This is a genomic window from Paenibacillus spiritus (genome assembly GCF_008710135.1).
GTDB lineage: Bacteria > Bacillota > Bacilli > Paenibacillales > Paenibacillaceae > Paenibacillus_AQ > Paenibacillus_AQ glufosinatiresistens.
Map to the genome: position 1 here is coordinate 111,972 of NZ_VYKK01000012.1, position 20,846 is coordinate 132,817.

Annotated in this window: 16 protein-coding genes; 13 read left to right on the forward strand and 3 right to left on the reverse strand. The window is 60.8% G+C overall.

Features of this window, described 5'->3' with window-relative positions; all coding sequences use genetic code 11:
- Positions 1-22 precede the first annotated feature (22 nt).
- Genes F4V43_RS09590 through F4V43_RS09600 form a run of 3 tightly spaced genes read left to right on the forward strand, consistent with a single transcriptional unit; the run spans position 23 to position 3,950 of the window.
- Positions 23-469, forward strand: coding sequence for a hypothetical protein (locus tag F4V43_RS09590; RefSeq protein WP_150458025.1), 447 nt, complete (start codon positions 23-25; stop codon positions 467-469).
- Positions 466-1,152: an ABC transporter ATP-binding protein gene (locus F4V43_RS09595; RefSeq protein WP_150458026.1), complete on the forward strand. Its 687-nt coding sequence runs from the start codon at positions 466-468 to the stop codon at positions 1,150-1,152. Before F4V43_RS09590 ends, F4V43_RS09595 begins: the two co-directional genes overlap by 4 nt.
- Positions 1,149-3,950 (forward strand): FtsX-like permease family protein, encoded by a 2,802-nt coding sequence (locus tag F4V43_RS09600; protein WP_150458027.1) that lies wholly within the window; start codon positions 1,149-1,151, stop codon positions 3,948-3,950. Before F4V43_RS09595 ends, F4V43_RS09600 begins: the two co-directional genes overlap by 4 nt.
- Positions 3,951-4,098: 148 nt before the next feature.
- Here F4V43_RS09600 and F4V43_RS09605 read toward each other — a convergent pair whose 3' ends face one another.
- Positions 4,099-5,325 (reverse strand): MFS transporter, encoded by a 1,227-nt coding sequence (locus tag F4V43_RS09605; protein ID WP_411898456.1) that lies wholly within the window; start codon positions 5,323-5,325, stop codon positions 4,099-4,101.
- Positions 5,326-5,614: 289 nt separating this feature from the next.
- Between F4V43_RS09605 and F4V43_RS09610 the strand changes: the two genes are divergently transcribed.
- On the forward strand, positions 5,615-6,754 hold the full coding sequence (locus tag F4V43_RS09610; RefSeq protein WP_150458122.1) for a phosphodiester glycosidase family protein: 1,140 nt from the start codon (positions 5,615-5,617) through the stop codon (positions 6,752-6,754).
- Between the two features lie 31 nt (positions 6,755-6,785).
- On the opposite strand, the gene F4V43_RS09615 is transcribed toward F4V43_RS09610, so the two are convergent.
- Entirely contained in the window at positions 6,786-7,577 is a 792-nt protein-coding gene (locus F4V43_RS09615; protein ID WP_150458029.1) for a TrmB family transcriptional regulator, read from the reverse strand.
- A gap of 215 nt (positions 7,578-7,792) precedes the next feature.
- Here F4V43_RS09615 and F4V43_RS09620 point away from each other — a divergent pair, with 215 nt between their 5' ends.
- From F4V43_RS09620 to F4V43_RS09655, 8 genes are all read left to right on the forward strand, one after another.
- A complete protein-coding gene (locus tag F4V43_RS09620; RefSeq protein ID WP_150458030.1) occupies positions 7,793-8,947 on the forward strand; it encodes a winged helix-turn-helix domain-containing protein in 1,155 nt (384 codons plus the stop codon).
- 133 nt (positions 8,948-9,080) lie between these two features.
- The gene (locus F4V43_RS09625; protein WP_150458031.1) at positions 9,081-10,472 is read left to right on the forward strand and encodes an MFS transporter; all 1,392 of its coding nucleotides are present in this window, start codon (positions 9,081-9,083) and stop codon (positions 10,470-10,472) included.
- A gap of 68 nt (positions 10,473-10,540) precedes the next feature.
- Positions 10,541-11,365 carry a hypothetical protein gene (locus tag F4V43_RS09630; RefSeq protein ID WP_150458032.1) on the forward strand — a complete coding sequence of 275 codons (825 nt, stop codon included), beginning with the start codon at positions 10,541-10,543 and terminating at the stop codon, positions 11,363-11,365.
- 361 nt (positions 11,366-11,726) lie between these two features.
- A complete protein-coding gene (locus F4V43_RS09635; protein WP_150458033.1) occupies positions 11,727-12,875 on the forward strand; it encodes a LolA family protein in 1,149 nt (382 codons plus the stop codon).
- A 157-nt stretch (positions 12,876-13,032) separates the two neighbouring features.
- Positions 13,033-14,214, forward strand: coding sequence for an alanine racemase (gene alr, locus F4V43_RS09640; protein WP_150458123.1), 1,182 nt, complete (start codon positions 13,033-13,035; stop codon positions 14,212-14,214).
- 229 nt (positions 14,215-14,443) lie between these two features.
- Positions 14,444-14,725, forward strand: a complete 282-nt coding sequence (locus F4V43_RS09645) for a CopG family ribbon-helix-helix protein (protein ID WP_150458124.1) — start codon at positions 14,444-14,446, stop codon at positions 14,723-14,725.
- Between the two features lie 3 nt (positions 14,726-14,728).
- Positions 14,729-15,079: a type II toxin-antitoxin system PemK/MazF family toxin gene (locus tag F4V43_RS09650; RefSeq protein ID WP_150458034.1), complete on the forward strand. Its 351-nt coding sequence runs from the start codon at positions 14,729-14,731 to the stop codon at positions 15,077-15,079.
- 201 nt (positions 15,080-15,280) lie between these two features.
- Positions 15,281-17,431, forward strand: a complete 2,151-nt coding sequence (locus tag F4V43_RS09655; protein WP_150458125.1) for a Tex family protein — start codon at positions 15,281-15,283, stop codon at positions 17,429-17,431.
- 195 nt (positions 17,432-17,626) lie between these two features.
- Here F4V43_RS09655 and F4V43_RS09660 read toward each other — a convergent pair whose 3' ends face one another.
- Complete coding sequence (locus F4V43_RS09660; RefSeq protein ID WP_191089543.1) at positions 17,627-18,583, reverse strand: S-layer homology domain-containing protein; 957 nt, start codon at positions 18,581-18,583, stop codon at positions 17,627-17,629.
- A 164-nt stretch (positions 18,584-18,747) separates the two neighbouring features.
- Between F4V43_RS09660 and F4V43_RS09665 the strand changes: the two genes are divergently transcribed.
- The gene (locus F4V43_RS09665; RefSeq protein ID WP_150458036.1) at positions 18,748-20,721 is read left to right on the forward strand and encodes a GTP-binding protein; all 1,974 of its coding nucleotides are present in this window, start codon (positions 18,748-18,750) and stop codon (positions 20,719-20,721) included.
- Positions 20,722-20,846: the final 125 nt, after the last annotated feature.

The following is a 20,846-nucleotide window of genomic DNA, read 5'->3' on the forward strand; positions in this document are numbered from 1 at the left end:
AATTATATGTGAGGTAAAAATTGTGCAATACAACCTTCTGGTCAGCGACAATGCAACCTACGATCAAGATAGTCAAACCTACAAGTTAGGAAAGCTTCTTCGTTCGGTTTCACTACCTACTGTGCCCTTTGTAATACCATTGTACGTCATCGGAGGAGCGAGTTATCTTTCCTTGGAAGAGTCGTACGATACTCAATTCATTATTTATGACTCTAAAGAGAGAATTGTAGCTGTCTCGGAAAGAAAAGTGGTTCGGAATCAGTATCGGGCCAATCGTACACCGGGATTTCAGTTGGGTTACCAGTTGCTGATTGCATTTTATGCCGCTGAAACGCACCACTGTTGCTTCTTTGTAAATGATAAGCCGGTCTTCTGGTATCCATTAGCCGTCGAATTGTCGGCGGATCAGGTGGACCACCTTCCATTGGTGGCAGAGCCGCTCCCAAGCAGGGAGGAGAACAGACTATGATTCGGGCAATCGGGATCACGAAAGCCTACGGAGAAGGACCCAGCCGTTACGAGGCATTGCGGGGGGTGGATCTGGAAATTGCGGCGGGGGACATCTTGTCCATTATGGGACCGTCGGGAAGCGGAAAGACCACTCTTCTCCAGACGCTGTCAGGCATTGACCGGCCGGACAAGGGGGAGATCTGGGCGGGAGAGACCGGTCTGCATCTGTTGAATGATAATAAGCTCTCCGATTACCGTCTTCATCATATGGGCTTCGTCTTTCAATCCTATCATTTGATTCCGGTTCTGAGCGCGCTTGAAAATGTGGAATTGCCTCTGATTGCCTCCGGAACAGCCGCCAAGCAGGCAGCCCAGCTCGCAAGACAGGCGCTTCATGACGTGGGATTAAGCGGGCTTGAAGAGCGCTACCCCTCCGAGCTGTCAGGAGGGCAGAACCAGCGGGTCAGCATCGCCAGGGCGATCGTAGCCCGGCCGAAGCTGCTCTGGGCCGACGAGCCAACGGGAGCTCTGGATACGAAGACGGCGGCCCAGCTGATGGATCTCTTGCTGCAGATTAATCAGGAGCAGCAGATTACCGTGGTGATTGTGACGCACGATCCCAAAATCGCGCAAGCGACCAAGCGAACGCTGCATATGGAGAATGGCCGCATCGTTTCCGAGGACGGGGGAGACAGACATTGATCCGATCACCCCTGATATGGAAAATGGCATTTGCCCATCTCCAACGAAACCGCAAGCAGACGATTCTCACCCTTTTGGGCGGCTGCATCGGCACCGTCCTTATGATCGCTTCGGTACTGTTCTATGCGTCGGTCAACCACAGCTCGGGCAGCTACCTCGAGGAGCATTACGGAAGCATTGAATGGACGCTCACACCGCCTGGGCCGCAGCAAGCGTTTACCGTTGAGCAGGCCGGGGAAATCGGCAGCTTGCTGGAGAAGAACCGGATTCCGGAGCTTCCCTCCATCATAACCGGCGCTTCGCTTCTTCCGGGCGGAAGTGCTGTGCAGCCAGCAGCAGAGCCCGTCAGTGTGGCTTTGGTCGGTCTTGATCTGGAGAAAGCAAGAGAGTTCGATGAGAAGGCACTGGCACCATCCCTTTCTTCTCTGAAGGACAACGAAGTGATTGTGTCGAAGCCGGCGGCTCTCCTCCTCGGACTCCACTCGGGGGATTCCCTTCGCTTGACGAACGGGGAGGATCGGCATCGCGACGTAACGGTGGCGGCCATCTTGCCTGAGCGGGGACTCAGCGGGTATCGCGGCGTCTTCGCAGGAGCCGCAGGAACGCTGGTGACCACGGAAACATTTGCAAGAGAATGGGCAGAGTTGTCCGCAGGCGCGTACAATGCGGTTTTTGCCGGGAACGGACGCCTAATCAGCACGCCGCGCATGTTTCCGGTGGCTTCTCCGCTATTTGAAGTTGACCGTCAGCGGGAAGACGATTATGACAAGTACAGGCTGTTTCGCGACAACTACAGCTATTTGTTCTTCATGGCAGGCAGCGTGGCTACCTTGGCGAGCTTTCTTTTGCTCGCGCAATTATTCGTGATGTTGGGAGAAGCGCGAAGTCAGGAGCTCGGCGTGCTGCGCGCGCTCGGGTTAAGAAAGAAGCATGTTCGCTCGCTGTTTCTATCGGAGGCGTTTCTGTCAATTTTGTTCTGTACCCTGCTGGGTACGGTTGGGGGAGTTGCCCTTGGCCGCGGTCTCATCACTTATTTTGTGAGTCAGTATTCGGATAAAGTAGAGTTGATCGAAGGCTTCTCCGTCAAGCTGACTCCTTACCTCTCCGCGGGGTACCTGGCCGTCTCCTTCGTCGTTCTGATGCTGATTCAGATGTTGATCGCCTTATGGATTGCATGGAGAATCGGCAGGCGCCCGATCCTTCAGCTGACGAAGGGTAAGTCCGCTGCCGGCCGCCCTCCGTCGAAGCGGGCTTATGTTCTCGGTCTGCTGATTTCCTGCGCTGTCGTCATCTTGCACTTGAGTTTATTGATAACCGGAGCGGGACCCCACTGGCTGGCTGTCAATAATATGCCAATGTCGTTGTTGGTGCTTGTGTCCTGGATCGCGGCATGTCTGGGTCTGCTGCATATCGGGCTCAACCTGTTGACCAGGCTGGACAAGCCGCTGCATCGGCTGATGCGCCTGCTTCGTTTTTCGAGGTTATCCACGAAGCTGGCCTTACGGTATCCACGCTTGAACTACCGCCGCGTATGGACGGTTTCACTTCTGTTCTCCCTGGTCTTCGCGATGCTGACGATCGCCATGGTTACGGGGCAGTATTATATGAAAAGCTCCCAGTCGCCCAGCACGAATGTCCTCGGACTCACCACCTACATTCCCTACGAAAATGAGCAGGAGAAGACTCGGATTCTGGAGAAAATTGACCGCAGCCCGCAACTGGCAGAGCGAATAACCAAAACGCTGCCGGTGGAGCCTTATCGGATTGCAGCCCGCTCCCCGTTGTTCTTCGCCGGGGAAACGGTGTTCAATATGCTGCCGGCTTCAGACGGGTATATTCAGAAGGCCTTCACACCGCTCGTGGACAAAGACCCGAGATTCCGCAGCGACCGGGAAGTGTGGGAAGCCGTACGTGACAACCCGAATAATGTGGTGCTTGATCGGAGCTTCTCGTATTCCATCGACCGGTGGTCCAAGCTGTATGGGCTTTACGGCAAACCGTTACATGGAATTCGTGTAGGCGACAAGCTGTCTCTGCAGGTTTTGCCACAAGAAGAAGCGCCCGGCAGTGCGAAATTTGGGAAGGGGCCCCGGACCGGAGTCCGTGTTGAGGTTCGGGTCATAGGAATCCAAAAGACCGATGGTAATGTGGATCATCAGTTCGAGAACCTTATCCTTCTGAGCCCGCGTTTATATGACAAATTGAAGCCATACGGTTCCAAAATGAACGGCAACAAGAATCAGGGATATGTACTGCTCGATTATGCCAACCGGGATGTGCGGGAGGTTCAAAAGTCAGAGCAATTGCTTCGCGCCGCCGGAATTTACCAGTACGGCAGTCCGCACAAGGTGCTTGTCGGCAGACAGGCGATGAACAACCAGACGATGAGCCTGTATATCGGGTTTATCTTCCTGTCGATTGTGATCGGTTTGTTCGGGCTTCTGATTATTCAATACCGTTCCGTGCAGGAGCGGTCATCCGATCTGGCGATGCTTCGCTGTATCGGCGTGTCTCGGAGAGACCTGTTTCATATGTTCCTGCTGGAAGGCAGCCAGATCGGATGGGTCGGCCTGCTGGTCGGCTGCGTTATCGGTAGTACGGGAGGGCTGATATATATCGAGACTACGAAGCTTATCGCTCCTCCGCAGGCAGCCCAGGTCACGATTCCATTCCCCTACGCCGAGATTCTGGTGTCGATGGTCGCCGTAATGCTCCTGACGGTCGTATTGAATCTCCTTCCAGCCAGACGGACGCTCCAGTTGCAGCCGGGGGATGCCATTCGCGACAGCGAGCAGTAGGCCTTGATTTCTTCAGGTTTCGTTTGGATCAAACGCTTGGTTCTTCACAGGAGGTGTATCGCATACCCCAAAAGCCCCTTCCAACCGGAAGGGGCTTTTTCGCTGAATTGTACCATTAAATAAATGGTCTCGTGGAAAGGGCTGTATCCTACCCCTCCTCCACCGTATACGTCTTCAGTCCCCGCAGCACCGGGAACAGCCCGTACATCCAGATGACGGCTACGGCGAGGGTGCCGATGCCGCCGATCACGGTCGCCGGGACGGCGCCGACGAGGCCGGCCATCGTGCCGGACTCGAACTCGCCGAGCTGGTTCGAGGTGCCGATGAACAGCGAGTTCACGGCGTTGACGCGCCCCTGCATATCCTGGGGCGTGTTGACCTGAACCAGCGTCGAGCGGATGACGACGCTGACCACATCCGAAGCGCCGGTGAGGAACAGGGCGAACAGCGAGAGCCAGATGTTCGTGGAGACGCCGAACAGAACGGTTGCCAGGGCAAAGACGGCAAGGGATGCGAACAGCGTCTTGCCGATCGCGTTCTCCAGCGAGACGCGGGTAAGGACCAGCGATACGGCCAGCGCGCCGACGGCCGGAGCGGACCGCAGCAGGCCGAGGCCGAGCGAGCCGGTCTTCAGGACATCCTCGGCGAAGATCGGCAGCAGGGCGGTCGCGCCGCCGAGCAGGACGGCGAAGAGATCGAGCGAGATCGTGCCGAGGATGATTTTGCGGGCGAAGACGAACCGGAGGCCGCTGAGGAAGGTGTCCATGTTGACGGCGTCCAGTTTTTTGACGAAATGCACGGTCTTGACGAAGAGAATCAGGACGACCGAAGCCGCAAGCGCGACCAGAGAGGCGACGTAGGCGGCGGAGGTCCCCCAGACGACCAGCACGCCCCCGAGCGACGGACCGACGATCATCGCCGTCTGCATCGCCGAAGCGGACCAGGCAGAGGCCTGCGCCAGCTGGTCGCGGTCGACGATGTCCGGCACAAGCGCAGCGGAGGCCGGGCCTTCAAAAGTGCGGGAAGCGCCGAGCAGGGCGGCGGCAATCAGCAGATGGACCGGTTCGATCCAGCCTTGGGCGCTGCCGAGAACGAGGACCATGACGGCTGCGCACTCCACCAACTGGCAGACATAGACGATGGTGCGGCGGTCGTAGCGGTCCGCGGTCTGCCCCGCCGGGAGCGTCAGCAGCAGCATGGGCAGGAACTGGGCCAGACCGACGAGGCCGAGCTGAAAAGCGCTGTCCGTGAGCGCGTACATCTGCCAGCCGATGGCGACGGACAGCATTTGAAAAGCGGTAGTGGAGAAAATCCGGGCCATCCATAAGCGCAGGAACGAGCGGTTATGGAGCACGGAGGGTTTGTTCTCATTCAATGAAACGACATCCTCTCTTGAAGTTCCGGGATTCATGAAATTCACAGAATTTCCCGATAGAAATAGAGCAAACGATGAAATATAGCACTAGCAGACTATCAATCGCCAAAAGGAGTACAGAAGCGAAATGATCCAGCAGAATCGACCGTATTATCCGGCCCCACAGCATGAGCCGGGCCCATTCCACGAACCGAACCCACAACTTCAGCCGGACCGCCAGCCGCAGACTCAGCCGCTATCCTCGGATCGGCGGAGCTTCCGCACCCGCACAGGACAGGCTCTGCGCAGGCTGAAGCCCCTGACGCTCGGAGCCGTCATGCTACTGGCATTAAGCCTGATCCTGACCCCCGCCCATGCCGCCGCGCCCGCGGTCAAAATGGCGGTGCTGGTCGACGGCCAGAACCGCAGCTTCCTTCCGGTCCGCTTCCTGGACGGATTTGCCGGCATTTCAACCGGCGCGGGAGCGGACGGCGCAATTACGGTGAGCCAGGGAGATAAGCATCTGACCTTCGTCCGGGGCAGTCTGACGGCTCAAGTCAACGGCAAGCCGGCCGCGCTTCCAGCCGCTCCGTTCGCCGAGCAGGGCGCGACTTATGTTCCGGCCGGGTTCCTGGCCGGACAGCTGAATCTGAACCTGACCTGGAACAGCGGCGGCACCTCCGTCACCGTGGCGGCGGGGGGCGACGCGGTTGCCCTGCCGGTAGTCCATGGCATCGGCTCTTTAGCCGCATCGCAGCCGGTCACGAGCGCCGAGCGGGCCTTCAAGGTAGGTTCGCGCACGTATCATACCCGCGTTGTCACCGTGTCGCTGCTGCATCCAAAGGTCCGTCTCGGGGTGGCACTCGCGCAGGGCACGGTCGGACACGTGCAGGAATTGAAGTCAATCGCGGTACAGAACAAGGCGGTGGCAGCGATTAACGGGACTTTCTTTGACGCGTACACCAAAGGGGCATACAAAGCGCCTTACGGATATATCGCGAGCGGGGGCAAGCTGCTGAAGAACAGCCCGGGAGACCGGAGAGCCACCTTTGTCTACGACGCCAACGGGCTGGCCGAACTGCTGCCAGGCCTGGATTTCCGCGGGCGCTTCGATGCGGGCGTTATCGAGGGGGCCGTGCAGGCCGGGCCCCGTCTTGTGACCGACGGCAAGGTATCCATTCATGTCCGGGAGGAAGGATTCCGGGACCCGAAGATTCTCACGGGCGGCGGCGCCAGAAGCGCGCTTGGCATTACCCGGGACCATAAGCTGCTGCTCTTGACCACCGGGGGCGCGACCATTCCGCAGCTGGCGGAGATCATGAAGCAGGCCGGGGCCTACCAGGCGATGAACCTGGACGGCGGCGCTTCAAGCGGCCTGTATTGCAACGGCAAGTATCTGACCGCGCCGGGGCGTCCGATCAGCAACGCGATTATCGTAACTTTGCAGTAATACTCAGCAATCGAAGAAGCACGCCGCCCGTTCACTCCGGTGAACGCTTCGGACACATCTCGGGATGTTCGCGCCGGATCAGGGCATAGTTCGTTCCGTACTTCTCTTTCAGTTCCTTGGCAAAATCGTTCTCGATTCGCGTCATGACGACATCGTGGAAATAGGAGGTCTCCAGCACGCTGCGCACGGCAGGGTGATTGCTCTCGAGCGCGGACGCCGTCTGCTGCCCGAAGCTGCCGAGCAGCGCCTGCTGCTTGTCCAGCAGCAGCGAGAAGTTCCGGCTCGCCGGGGCCGGTCCTTCCGGCCGGCTGTGCAGGATCACATGCTCAAGAGGCGCAGGCGTCTCTCCGATCAGCATGAGATGGACCGCGACGCCCCGGCGCTCGGCTTCGAGCAGCGGTTCCTCCAGCCGGGGCAGGTCCTCCGCCCACAGATCGGCCAGAATATCACGCTGCGCATTCGCCGCCAGGCGGTGGATCGCCTGCGTGACTTGACGCTCTCCTTTCCAATTGGAGAAGAAGGAGGACGGCTCCGGCGGAGCCGTCATTTGTTCGGTCAGCTCGCGCGCAGTGCGCTCGAAGTCGGTCTGCAGCAGCTTGATAACCTGGCCGACCGGAATCGCCGCGAACAGAACGGGATCGCCCTCGATCATCCGGCAGATGCCTTTCTCCACCAGCAAGCGCAGCGCAGCGTATACATTCGAGCGCGAGACCGACACCTGTTTGGCTACCTCGTAGCCCGACGCTGCGGCTTGGCCGTGAAGCGCCAGATAACAGCGGGCCTCCAGATCGGAGAGCCCGAGCTTGCGCAGGGATTCGATCATAGCTTTGGCTCCTTTATTGCCGGCACATCGGCCGGACTGGTTAGACGTATTATAGAATACTACTTCCGGCGAAGAGTTCTGTCAAGAAATTCCGGCGCTTCCCCCGTTGCGCGGTTATCCTGCGCTTTTGACCGATAAGGAGTCTGATATAATAAACGGAAGAATACATACGGAAGGTCCGCCAAGGGGCCGAAAGGGAGCAGAGGAGCATCAACATGCTGGAACTGAATGAGAACGGCTACACGGCCTCGGCGGCCGGGGGCACGGTCACGCTGCTGCCCAAGGAGTTCGCGCTGCTGCGATTTCTGGTGCAGGGAAGAGACCGGGCCTTCACCCGGGAACACTTGCTGGACGCCGTCTGGCCGCTGGAATATCCGGTGGAGCGGACGGTGGACGATCATATATACCGGCTCCGCCGCAAGCTTGCGCCGCTGCCGGGGGTGACGATCCGCACGGTGCGGGGGCTGGGCTACAGCCTGACACTGAAGGAGGCGGGTCTGCGCGTCGATGCCAATCCGTCGGCCCGCGACGACGGGCTGCGGGAGGCGATGCGGGGAGTGTTCGCCACCTATCAGCGGTATGGGCAGGGCCGGTCGATGCTGGCGCTGGCCCGGCAGCAGGAGGTGCTCGGGTACGAGATCGACCCGTTCTACGCCTGGTACATCCATTTTGTCGAAGGCGATCTGGAGTGGCTGCTTGGTGACACGCTTCCGCTGACCGAACGGATATACGCGCTGCTGCTCTTTGCGATGACCGGCCTTCAGGCGGAGGAGAGTCTGCGCTATGCCGAATGCGCACTGGAGCGAGGGGTGCTGAGTCCGTTCCAGCATGCGGAAATGAAGGTGCTTAACATCCTCGATCTCTATGCCGTCACCGGCCGGTTCGAGCGGGCGGAAGAGCAACTGACGGACACTTATGAAGTGATAGCGTCCCCGGATTTCGAGAACTTTGACATTCCGGTCGCGACCTCGGCGCTGTTCGTCCGTCTCCTGGCGGGAGCGCCGGATGGAACGCTGCGGGAGGACGAGAGCCGGATCGAAGCGATGATGCGGGAGCGGCCCTTCCTGCGGGAGATCGGCAGCTTCACTGTGCTTCGCGGGCTGATTGAACTGCGCAGCGGAGAAGAGAAGCGGGCCGGAGAGCTGCTGGAGGAAGGCCTGGATGTGCTGGAGGTCTCCGGTTTTGTGCCGCTGAAGCTCTCGGGCCTGCACCGGATCGTTCACGCCTGCCGGCGTATGGGTCTGCAGCCGGAGCATCCGCTGCGGAACCGCTATGAGGCCCGCTTCGCCGGTGAGCTGGAACGGTATGGGATACCAGGGGCGCTGCCGCGCCTGCGGAAGCAGCTGGACGCGGCTCTTGGAACGCATTAGGCGATTTGAACACCATACTCCCCGGACACCGCCTTGCCGATCTTGATTCTCTGATCTTTCTCTGACAATTCGGCGGTAGAGTGAGCCTAGGAAGAGAGGCCGCTCCTGCGGCCGTCCGGGGAGGATGGGAAGAATGGAAGAGATAACAGGAGAGACTGCGGAGAAGAGAGGGCTGTCCCCGAAGCGGGCATGGCCCCGCATCGGACCGGACAGCCTGCTGCGGAACCGGGTGTACGTGCGTGTCTATACCGCGTATGCGGCGGCGAGCTTCGGCGACTGGTTCGACATGCTGGCGATTCAGGTGCTGGCCGGCTACCGGTGGCAGGTGTCGCCGCTGATGCTCGCGCTGATTCCGGTGAGCGCCGCGCTGCCCGGCATTGTGCTTGGCAGCCTGGCCGGCGCCGCCGCCGACCGGCTGGACCGGCTGAAGCTGATGCGCTGGTGCGATCTGGCCACGGCCCTGCTGACGGCGGTGCTGATCTGGGCGCCTGGCATGGCCTGGCTGCTTCCGGTGCTGCTGCTGCGCTCGGGGGTATCGACGCTGAACGTGCCGGCCCAGCAGGCGCTGACAAGGAGTCTGGTCCGGGAGGACCAGCTTCTTCAGGCGTCCTCGCTGAACGCGCTGATCATGCAGGGCTCAAAGGTAGCAGGCCCGCTGCTCGGCGGAGCGGTGCTGGTCGCGCTCTCGCCCGAATGGTGCATTGCGCTGAATACGGGAATGCGGCTGCTGTCCTGGGGCCTGCTGCTGTCGGTCCGGGCAGGGAATACAGGGGATACGGGGGATACGGGGCGCACAGCCGGGCTGCCCGCAGGGGCAGGCATGAAGGCCGCCGGCGGCACAAGCGGCGAGCGGACCGAGGAGCTGGCGGCGGAACGGGCCTCCTTTCGGGAGACTTGGCGGGAGGGGTGGGCATTCGTGCTTCAGAACCGGATGCTGCGGGGTCTGCTGCTGTTCGGTCTTGTTGGCTCGGTTGTAATTCAGATGGTCGACTTCCAGTTCGCCAGCCTGTTCCGGGAACTGGCCCCGGACCGGTCTTATCTGCCCGGCTGGATGATTTCGGCCGCCGGCATCGGAGCCATTGCCATGGTGGGAGCTATGAACGCCGGTATGCGAAGGGGAAGCCTCGGATTTCGCCTCGGGGGCGGATACGCTCTGATCGGAGCGTCGCTGGCGGGACTTGGCCTGCTGCGGGACGGGACAGGAGCCATGCCGGTCCTGCTGCTGGGTCTGCTGCTGGGTGCGGGCAACGGGGTGTTCTTCATCGCATTCAATTACGGGCTGCAAAAAGAAACGCCCGCCGCCATGACCGGCCGCGTCTTCGGCATCCAGAACATGCTCCTCAGCGCGATCATGATTGCGGCGCCGCTGCTCGGCGGAACGCTCGTGCAGGCGGCAGGCCCCCGCCCCGTCTTCTTCGCCTTCGGGCTTATGCTCGCCGGCCTCGGAACGGCCGGGCTGCTGCTGCGCCGGCGGTTGTGGCCGGAACCCGGCACGGAGACGGCCATATCCGCCGACCCTCTGTAACTTCCGGAAGCCAAGTGCCGTCTGAGAAGAGGCAACAGCCATCATGCAAGCTTAAGGAGGGTAACTCTATGCGAAGCATCCATCCTGCGGAAGGGCGATTCTCGTCCAAAAGAGCCGCAGCGGGTCTCTCCGCTTCCCTTGCGGTCCTGCTCCTGCTCGGCGGCTGCGGCGGCGGGTCGGACAGCGTCTCCCCGTCGAGCCCGGCGTACACGCCCGGGAGCACGGAGAGTGCGGCCCCGTCTGCCGAATCGTCTGCCGGTATGGCCGGTAGGACCCATGCGCCCGCCATCCCGTCCTCTGGTCCTGCCGCCGGAGAGACTGCCGGTACGGCCTCTCCGTCAGCAGCTTCCGCCGAGCCGCCGGAGGCCGCTCCCGAAGAAGGCCGGCCGCCGACGGCGCTGGAAGCGGCGAAGACGGTCATGCGGGCGCTGGCGGCAAGCGATATGAAGACCGTGGCGGCGTGGACGGACGCGGATGAGGGACTGCGTTTCTCGCCGGATGCGCATGTGGACGAGAAGAAGGATCCGGTCTTCCCCAGGGAGGAGACGGAGAAGCTGATGAAAGACCCCGAGAGCCGCGTCTGGGGAACAGCCGCCGGTTCCGGAGAGGCGATCAAGCTGAAGTTCAGCGATTATTACAAGCGGTATGTCTACGACGCCGATTACGCGGCGGGCGCAGAGACCGCCCTGAACCGAACGCTGGGTGAGAGCACGACCCGCAACAATCTGGAGGAGGTCTATCCCCCCTCTGCGTATGATTATGTCGAGTATCATATCGGCGGCACCGATCCCGGCGCGGACGGCATGGACTGGCGCAGTCTGCGGCTCGTCTTCAAGAAGCACGGCGAAGACCGGGCTTTGGTCGGAATCGTCCATGACGAGTGGACGCCGTGAATGCGGGTGAACTTCTTGCTCCTTCCGGGGGCGGAACGGATGCAAGGGGCATTTTGTCCGGGAGGTCCGGGTGAAGAAAGGATGGAGGCGTCCGCATCATGACCGGATTATGGAAACGGGGCGTACGCGCGTCTGCCGGCACCTGGGCGTTCGGCTCGCGGGCAGCGTACCGGTCTGAAGACGCCTCCTCTCCTTAACATCAACGGCAGCGGCCGTTCAGGAATTCCCTGGGCGGCCGCTGTTTGATGTGCGCCCGCCAGGGCCGCCTTCCTGCTTGTCACGCCCGTCTGCATAATGCGTTCTTGTCCCTCATAGACATGTACTATTCAACGATACCAATACAGGTTAAGGGGATGATGTCATGCGCCGGATTGCATGCGTGCTTGTGATTGTGTTGAGCGTGGTCCTGGCACTCAGCGGGTGCGGGAAGAAGGATGCCGCTTCCGTAGTGAAGGATTTGAACGGAGTGGCCGACAAGCTGGAGAGCAAGGAGGGCGCCTACAAGGGAGCGGCCACGATGACGCTGTACACGGGCGAGCAGCCGCAGGAGTATAAGGTTGAGATCTGGTACAAGAACCCGTCCTTCTACCGGATCAGCCTGGCCAACGTGGAGAAGAAAATTACGCAGATCGTGCTGCGCAACGATGACGGCGTCTTCGTTCTGACCCCAAGCCTCGGCAAAAGCTTCCGCTTCCAGAGCGATTGGCCCGACAACCAGGGGCAGGTCTATCTCTATCAGACGCTGCTGAAAGGCATCGCTTCCGACGACAACCGCCAGTTCGCCGAAGACAAGAACAGCTATGTCTTCGATGTGGCCGCCAACTACCAGAGCACCGCTCTGGTCCGCCAGAAGATCTGGCTGGACAAAAAAACATACCGGCCTCAGCAGGTGCAGGTATCCGACTCCGAAGCCAAAGTAGTGGTAGATGTGAAGTTCGACAGCTTTGCCTTCGATCCGCAGTTCACGAAGGACTCTTTTGATATGCAGAAGAATCTGAGCGGCGACGCCTCGAAGGAGACCGTGGCTGAGGTGGATGAGAATGGCAATCCGCTGCCTGCGGCCCAGGCCGGCCAGGGGCAGGATTCGTCGCTCGAGGCATCCGGTGCGGCGGGCGCAGCCGGGGATTCCGGCGCAACCGCCAAGTCCGGCGAAGCCGGGGCGGTTCTCGGCAGCTTTGGCGTGATTGAACCGGGCTATCTGCCCGAAGGCGTAACGCAGAAGGATTCCAACGTGATTGAAGGCAGCGAGGACCATGCGGTTCTGCTCCGCTACGACGGTCTCTACCAGTTCACGATCCGCGAGTCGCGGCCGAAGGACCTGGCCGTGTCGCTGGTGCCGGGCACAATGATCGACCTGGGCTTCACCGCCGGGCTGCTGACCGGCGATGAGCAGCGGACGCTGACCTGGATGCCGGGAGACGGGATGGAGTACCGTCTGACGAGCGCAAATCTGCCGCTTTCAGAAATGATGCAAATTGCCGCTTCTATGGAAGGGCAATCGGGTAAATAATAACGGGTAGACGGGTACTGCTGTGGAGTTTTCCCTCTGCGCCGGCGGTATCCGTCTTTTTGCACCCGGTCTTTCCGGCCGAATTGACACTGCCAGCCGTTAGCATTACCATTACGAATAAGAACTTGGGAATACTAACGAGAAGGTGACGAAGAAAGTGCAGGATTGCTATCGACCGACGATCGCCGAGATTGACCTGGATGCGCTGCGGGCCAACTATGAATCCTTCCGCCGGCACTTGCCGGAAGGAACCCGGTTCATGGGTTGTGTCAAGGGAAATGCCTACGGACACGGAGCTGTGGAGATTGCACGTGAATTGGAAGCGCTGGGCGCGGACTACGCCAGCGTCGCTTTTCTGGACGAAGCCATCCAGCTGCGCCAGGCGGGAGTGGGCCTCCCGATTCTGGTTCTGGGCTATACGCCGCCGGAAGCGATTCCCGCAGCCTATGCGCACGATGTAACGGTAACGCTCTTCACCCCGGAGGTTCTGGAGGCGGTGGCACAGCTGCCGCTGGAAGGCGAACGCAGACTCAAGGTGCACATCAAGATTGACAGCGGCATGGGCCGGCTGGGGCTGCTGCCTCCCGACGCGCCGCCGTTTATCGAAGAGGTGCTGACAGTCCGGCAAGCGGAACTGGAGGGGATGTTCACCCATTTTGCCAAGGCAGACGAACAGGACAAGAGCTATACACTGAAGCAGTACCGGCGATTCATGAGTGTGACGGAAGCGCTTCGGGAACGAGACCTGACCATCCCGATCATACATACAAGCAACAGCGCTGCGGCCATTGATCTGCCGGAGTTGTCGCTGGGCATGGTGCGAGTAGGCGCCAGTCTGTACGGGTTGTATCCCTCTGCGGAGGTGAACCGGCAGACGGTCCGGCTCCATCCGGTCATGACGCTCAAGACGATGGCCGTCTACGTCAAGAATTTGCCCCAAGGCTGGGGCGTAAGCTACGGAACCCGCTATACAGCGGACAGCGGGGAGCGGATTGCCACGCTGCCCGTCGGTTATGCAGACGGATATTCACGCATGCTCAGCGGCAAAGCGGAAGTATTGATCCGCGGCCGCCGCGTTCCTGTCGTCGGAACCATCTGTATGGACCAATGCATGATCTCACTCAAATCCTTGTCCGAAGAAGCGGAATATATTAAAGCCGGCGAAGAAGTTGTACTGATCGGCAGCCAGGGAGACGCGGTCATAACGGCCGATGAACTGGCGGATCAGCTTGGAACGATTCACTACGAGGTGACCTGCATGATTCAGGCGCGTGTACCGCGCGTATATGCGCGAAGCGGCGCCGAGCCCCGTCTCGTCAATGCCCTTTTGAAACCTTAAAGCCTCTTGTAAGCCTCTCGGCGGCCGTGGCGAACGGTCACGAAATATTCAATCGTATACAACTATGTGAGGTATAGTCTATACGAACCGCCGATTGTAGTTTATAATGGGATGCGACATGGATGCAGCATAGTTGATATACTCGCTGCATATATTCCTTGTATAAAATTCCTTGCATATTGCTACACTGGAATACAAGGGCAGAAGGTTTGTGGGGGTGGAAGAGAAGGTGGCCAATTTGCAGAACACCAAAAGAATCATGATCAGCTTGCCCGATCATCTCTTGCAGGAAGTGGACGGAATCGTCGAACTCGACAATTCCAACCGCAGCGAACTGATCCGGCAGGCCATGAAGCTGTATCTTAGTGAACGGAGGAAGCGTTCCATAAGGGAGTCGATGCAGCGCGGATACATGGAGATGGCCAAGATCAACTTGTCCATGGCCTGTGAAGCGTTCCTCGCTGAAGAAGACGCCGACAGCACTCTTGGCCGCTTAGTTAGCGGGGTGTAACTATTGATCGTTAAACGCGGCGACGTTTTTTTTGCCGACTTGTCGCCTGTGGTTGGCTCGGAACAGGGCGGGGTACGTCCGGTTCTGGTCATTCAGAACGATATCGGCAATCGCTTCAGTCCGACGGTAATCGTGGCGGCCATCACCGCCCAGATCCAGAAGGCCAAGCTTCCGACCCATGTCGAGATTGACGCGGTGTCACACGGCTTCGACCGGGATTCCGTTATCCTGCTGGAGCAGGTGCGGACCATCGACAAACAGCGTCTGACTGACAAGATCACCCACCTGGACGACGAAACGATGAAAAAGGTGGATGACTCGCTGCAAATCAGCCTCGGCCTGATCGACTTTTAATCCGGGCCGGCTCTTTTTAAAACCAATCAAACATTTGTAAGGGAGGCGCACTGCGGGAGCGGGGCGTCTTTTTGCTTGGGCTCAAATAAATGTGATACCATTTAACCCTAGGCTACAAGGAAAGAGGGAATCGGCTTGGCTGTGGACAAAATTACGGAAGCCGCCGTCTCTGCGGAAGCGGAGCGGCGCGAGCTGGAGAGAATGATCGGCGTTATCGCGGCGGAGCTGGGGCTGGGAGCCGCCAAGGTGAAGGCGACGGTGTCGCTTCTGGACGAGGGCAATACGATTCCGTTCATCGCCCGGTACCGGAAGGAAATGACCGGGGAGCTGGACGAGAATCAGCTGCGCGACATTGAAGAGCGGCTTGGCTATCTGCGTTCGCTCGGCGAGCGCAAGCGGGAAGTGCTGCGGATCATTGAAGAGCAGGGCAAGCTGACGGAGGAGCTGCGGACGGCCATCGGCCGTGCGGTCAAGCTCCAGGAGGTCGAAGATCTGTACCGGCCTTACCGGCAGAAGCGGAAGACCCGCGCCAGCGTTGCCCGGGAGAAGGGGCTGGAGCCCTTGGCGAATTGGGTGCTGGAGCAGCGCCGCAGCGGAGAAGCACTGACGGAAGCGGCCCGGTATGCCGACGCCGGGAAGGGCGTGAATTCGGCGGAGGAGGCGCTCCAGGGTGCAATGGACATCATTGCGGAGATGCTGGCCGACGATCCGGCGATTCGTTCTTGGGTGCGCCAGCATACGGCGGCTCAGGGAGTGGTGGTCTCCGAAGCGAAGGACGCCGCGCAGGAATCGGTGTACGAGAACTATTACCACTACCGGGAGCCGGTGTCGAAGATGCCGCCGCACCGCATTCTCGCGATTAACCGCGGCGAACGCGAGAATATCCTGAAGGTCGGCATCGAGCTCGATCCGGCCCGCGTTCACGCCTTCATGGCCCGCAAGTTCATAAAAGGGCCTTCCCCGGTCAAAGACCTGCTGGAAGCCGTGATCGAGGATGCGTACAAGCGGCTGATCGCGCCATCCGCAGAGCGGGAAGTGCGCGGGGAAATGACCGAACGGGCCGAGAATCAAGCCATCTCGATCTTCTCGGGCAATCTGCGGAGCCTGCTGCTCCAGCCGCCGGTCCAGGGACGCGTCGTGCTGGGGGTGGACCCGGCATACCGTACGGGCTGCAAGCTTGCCGTAGTGGACGAGACGGGCAAGCTGCTGGAGGTGGCGGTGACCTACCCCACCCCGCCGAACAACAAGAAGCGCGAAGCCGCCGCGAAGTTCAAGGAGCTGATCGCCAAGTATGGCGTGAAGCTCATTGTCATCGGCAACGGCACCGGCTCGCGGGAGACGGAGCAGTTCACCGCCGAGGTCATTGCGGACATCGGCGACCCTTCCCTGGCCTATCTCATCGTCAATGAGGCGGGGGCCAGCGTCTATTCCGCCTCCAAGCTGGCGCAGGAGGAGTTCCCGGACCTCGACGTCGCCGAGCGGAGCGCTGCTTCCATCGCCCGGCGCGTGCAGGACCCGCTGGCGGAGCTGGTGAAGATCGAGCCGAAGGCAATCGGGGTCGGGCAGTATCAGCACGATGTCTCCCAGAAGCATTTGGAGGAGAGCCTCAAGGCGGTCGTGGAATCGGCGGTCAACCACGTCGGGGTGGATGTCAATACGGCATCCCCGTCCCTGCTGTCCTACGTTGCGGGAGTCAACGGAACCATCGCCAAGAATATTGTCAAATTCCGCGAGGAGAACGGCAAGTTCACTTCCCGGAAGCAGCTGCAGAAGGTGCCCCGGCTCGGAGCCAAATCGTATGAACAGTGCATCGGCTTCCTGCGTGTTCCTGAAGGGGACAACGTGCTGGACAAGACGCCGATCCATCCCGAGTCCTACCCGGTCGTGGACGGTCTGTTCCGCGAGCTGAAGCTCGACCTCCGGACGATAGGGACGAAGGAACTGGCGCAGAAGCTCGCCGCGCAGAATCCGGAGGAGCTGGCGGAACGGCTGGACGTTGGCGTTCCGACACTCCGCGACATTCTGGAGAGCCTCCAGCGCCCGGGCCGCGACCCCCGGGAGGAGCTGCCCGCGCCGATTTTCCGCACGGATGTGCTGAAGCTGGAGGACCTGCGCCCCGGCATGGAATTGCAGGGAACCGTGCGCAATGTCATCGACTTCGGCGCCTTCGTCGACATCGGCATCAAGAACGACGGTCTGGTCCATATCTCCAAGCTGCGCCGCGGCTTCGTCAAGCATCCGATGGACGTCGTGGCGGTCGGCGACAATGTGACGGTCTGGGTGCTCGGCGTGGACGAGCGCAAGGGCCGGGTCAGCCTGACGATGATCCCGCCGGAGGATGGAAGCGAGTAAGCGGGCGGAGGGCGGAAGGCGCACTCGGCAAGCGTGCAATCTGATTCGTTAAGGCCGTTTTGGCGGCAAACAGGAAGAAGCCTCCGTTTTCGCTTTGCAGCGAGGATGGGGGCTTTCTTCTTGCCTAATGCGGTTATCAGGAGATTGCAGGTCCTAAGGATTGCCGTTTCTTAAGTGCCCGAAGCGTCCTGGCGGTTAACGCAGAGGATTGCTGCCGGAGCCGTCCGAATACCGGGAATCGGAGCTTCCGCCCTCGGATTTGGCCGTTACGGTGTAGCCTTCCGGCACATACGTTACAGCAGTGCCCTTGGAGATGACCTGGGTATAGAACCCGGTCTTGGGCGCTGTCACCCGGAAGTAGACTACGGCCGTCTTGCCGGTGCCGAATTCAATCTTGGTGACGTTGACGCTGTAGCCCGGGTTCGGCAGACCGCCGACCGTCAAGGTTACCCGGCTGACGCCCTCTGATGTCTTATCCACTTGAACGTCAGATGTGTACGCGTCCGCTTCCCCGGCGGGTTCGGCGGGCAGATCTGTCTTCGGTGTAATTGACGTGCGGGCGAATTCTACGGCGTTGTAGAGCCACACAGCAGCTTCGGCGCGCGTTATGGCATCATGCGGCCGGAATCTGTCGCCGCTCTCCAGCGAAATAATCCGGGTGTTGAGCAGCACTTGAAGACTGGAATTGAGCTCGCCCGAAAGAGCGTCGCCGTCCGCGATATACAGGTACATCCGGGTTACGGGGTAGGTCCCCTTGGCATCCAGAGCCTGCTTCAGCAGATAGGCGAAGTCGGCCCGGGTCATGACGGCGTTCGGATCAAACGACGCATGCAGAGTGAGGCCGTTCTGCGCCGCAATGTGGATAGCGGAGGCATACCAAGCCTTGGCGTTCACCTTGGTGAAGACCGGCACATCGGAATCGTTCGCCTTCAGGCCCAGACCGGATACGAGGAACTGAATGGCCTGGCCGTTCGTCACTTTGGCATTGGGGGCAAATCGGTCGCTGGTCACGCCGTTAATCACTCCAGACTGATGCAATTTGTCAATCTTGGCTTCGGCCGGATGTCCCTTCAGATCGGAGAAGGCGTAAGCGCCTGTACCGACTGACAAGGATGCGGCGAGTATGCCGCAGGCCACGATAGTTTTTCTCATGATCATCACCTCTTGCTCTTATAGATGTCCCCGCTCGCCAAAAAGTTGCACTTCTCCGTCAAGATGGTTCCTTGGCTACGGGTCGGCTGTCGTCTTCTGGTACCCCCGCCGCAGATCGGCTACAATGAAGAGACGACAACGGAGCGAGAGCGGGAGATGGCAGAGTGGACAAGGGAGCAACGCGCAGATTGAACCTGGGCATATTCGCGCATGTGGATGCCGGGAAGACGACAACCACGGAGCATATCTTATATGAGAGCGGCCGGATCCGGGCGCTCGGCAGCGTCGACGAAGGAACCGCTCAGACGGATTCCCTTGAGGTGGAACGGCAGCGGGGCATCTCGGTGCGCTCGGCGATTGTCTCGCTGGAATGGAGAGGCACGCAGATCAATCTGGTGGACACGCCCGGGCATGTCGACTTTCTGTCGGAGGTGGAGCGTTCGATGCGGGTCATGGACTGCGCGGTGCTCATCCTGTCTGCGGCGGAGGGCGTGCAGGCCCAGAGCGAGACGGTCTGGAACGCGCTGCGGCGCTTGAAGATACCGACCCTTCTGTTCGTGAACAAAATGGACCGGATCGGCGCGGACCCCGCCCGGGTGCTGGAACAGGTCCGCGCCTATCTGTCGGACGGCGTCATTCCGGTGCAGCGCCCCCTTGGGGCGGGGCTGGATTACAGCGGAGCCGCCGACCTGTGGGCCGATGCGCCGGGAAGCCCGGAACGGACGGCGCTGCTGGAGAGCCTCGCCGAACGCGACGAGGACATGCTCGCCCGCTATCTGGCGGGGGAGACGGACAGCGCCGCCGGGTGGAAGGCCTTTCTGGCCCGGGAGACGGCCGCCTGCCGGATGTTCCCGCTCCTGTACGGAGCGGCGGCGAAGGCAATCGGCATCGGGCCGCTGCTGGATGCCGTAATCGACTACCTGCCGCCGACGGAAGGCGATCCCGAAGCGCCGCTCTCGGGCATTGTCTTCGGCGTCCAGCAGGACCCCGGGCTCGGCAAGGCGGCGCTCGTCCGCCTCTACCGGGGACGGCTCCGCAACCGGGACGCCGTACCTGGCCCGGCGGGCGAGACGGGCGGCAAGGTTACGCAGATCCGCAGACTGGAGGGCGGACGGGCCCAGGCCGTCCCGGAGCTTGCGGCAGGCGACATCGCCGCCGTCTACGGGCTGGCAGACGCCCGGGTCGGCGATGTGCTCGGCTCGCCGGACGCCGTGCCGCCGGAAGCGAAGCTGGCGGTTCCGCTGCTGACGGTCCGCGTCTTCTGGGAAGGCGCTCCGGATCATGAAGCGATGGCCGCCTTCCGGGAGCTGGCCGATGAAGACCCGCTGCTGGATGCCCAGTGGCTGCCGGAAGACCGGGAGCTGCACATCAAGGTCATGGGCAAGATTCAACTGGAGATTCTGGCGAGTGTAGTTCGGGAGCGTTTCGGTCTGGCCGTCACCTTCGGACCGCCGTCTGTGATCTACAAGGAGACGCCGGCCCGGGCCGGCGAAGGCTTCATTGCCTATACGATGCCCAAACCGTGCTGGGCGATTCTGCGCTTCGCCATCGAACCGCTGCCGCGGGGCAGCGGCCTGATCTATGAGTCCATCGTACGCAGCTCGGACCTGCTCCCGCAGTATCAGAACGAGACCGCCCGGCGGGTACCGGAGGCACTGAGCCAAGGGCTCTTCGGCTGGGAGGTCACCGACCTGCGGGTGACGCTGGTGGAAGGCCAGCATCATGTGTGGCATACCCATCCGCTTGATTTTGCCGTGGCGACGCCTATGGGACTGATGGACGGGCTGGCGCGGACGGGAACGAAGCTGCTGGAACCGATGCTGCGCGTGCGGATCGCCGTACCGGAAGAGAACGCCGGACGGGTGATGAACGACCTTGTGCAGATGCGGGGCTCCTTTGAGCCGCCGCTGCTCCGGGAAGGGCGGATATGGATAGAAGGGCGGGTGCCGCTGGCGACCTCGCTGGATTACCCGGCGTCGCTGGGTTCCTTCACCAAAGGCCGCGGCACGTTCTCGAGCGTATTCGACGGCTACGAGGAATGCCCGCCTGACGTGAAGGCGGAGCGGACACGCCGGGGCGTGAATCCGCTCGACCAGGCCCGCTATATTCTGAGCGTCCGCAAGGCGCTTCAGGGGTAGGTTCGGCCGCGGCCGGTTTGCCGGACGGCGGGAGACCTGGCTGCGGGAGGCTTGGCGCTGGAGACCGGGACCGGGCGGCAAAAGACAAGGTTCTCTGCATCCCGACAGGGAGGGGCAGGGGGTTC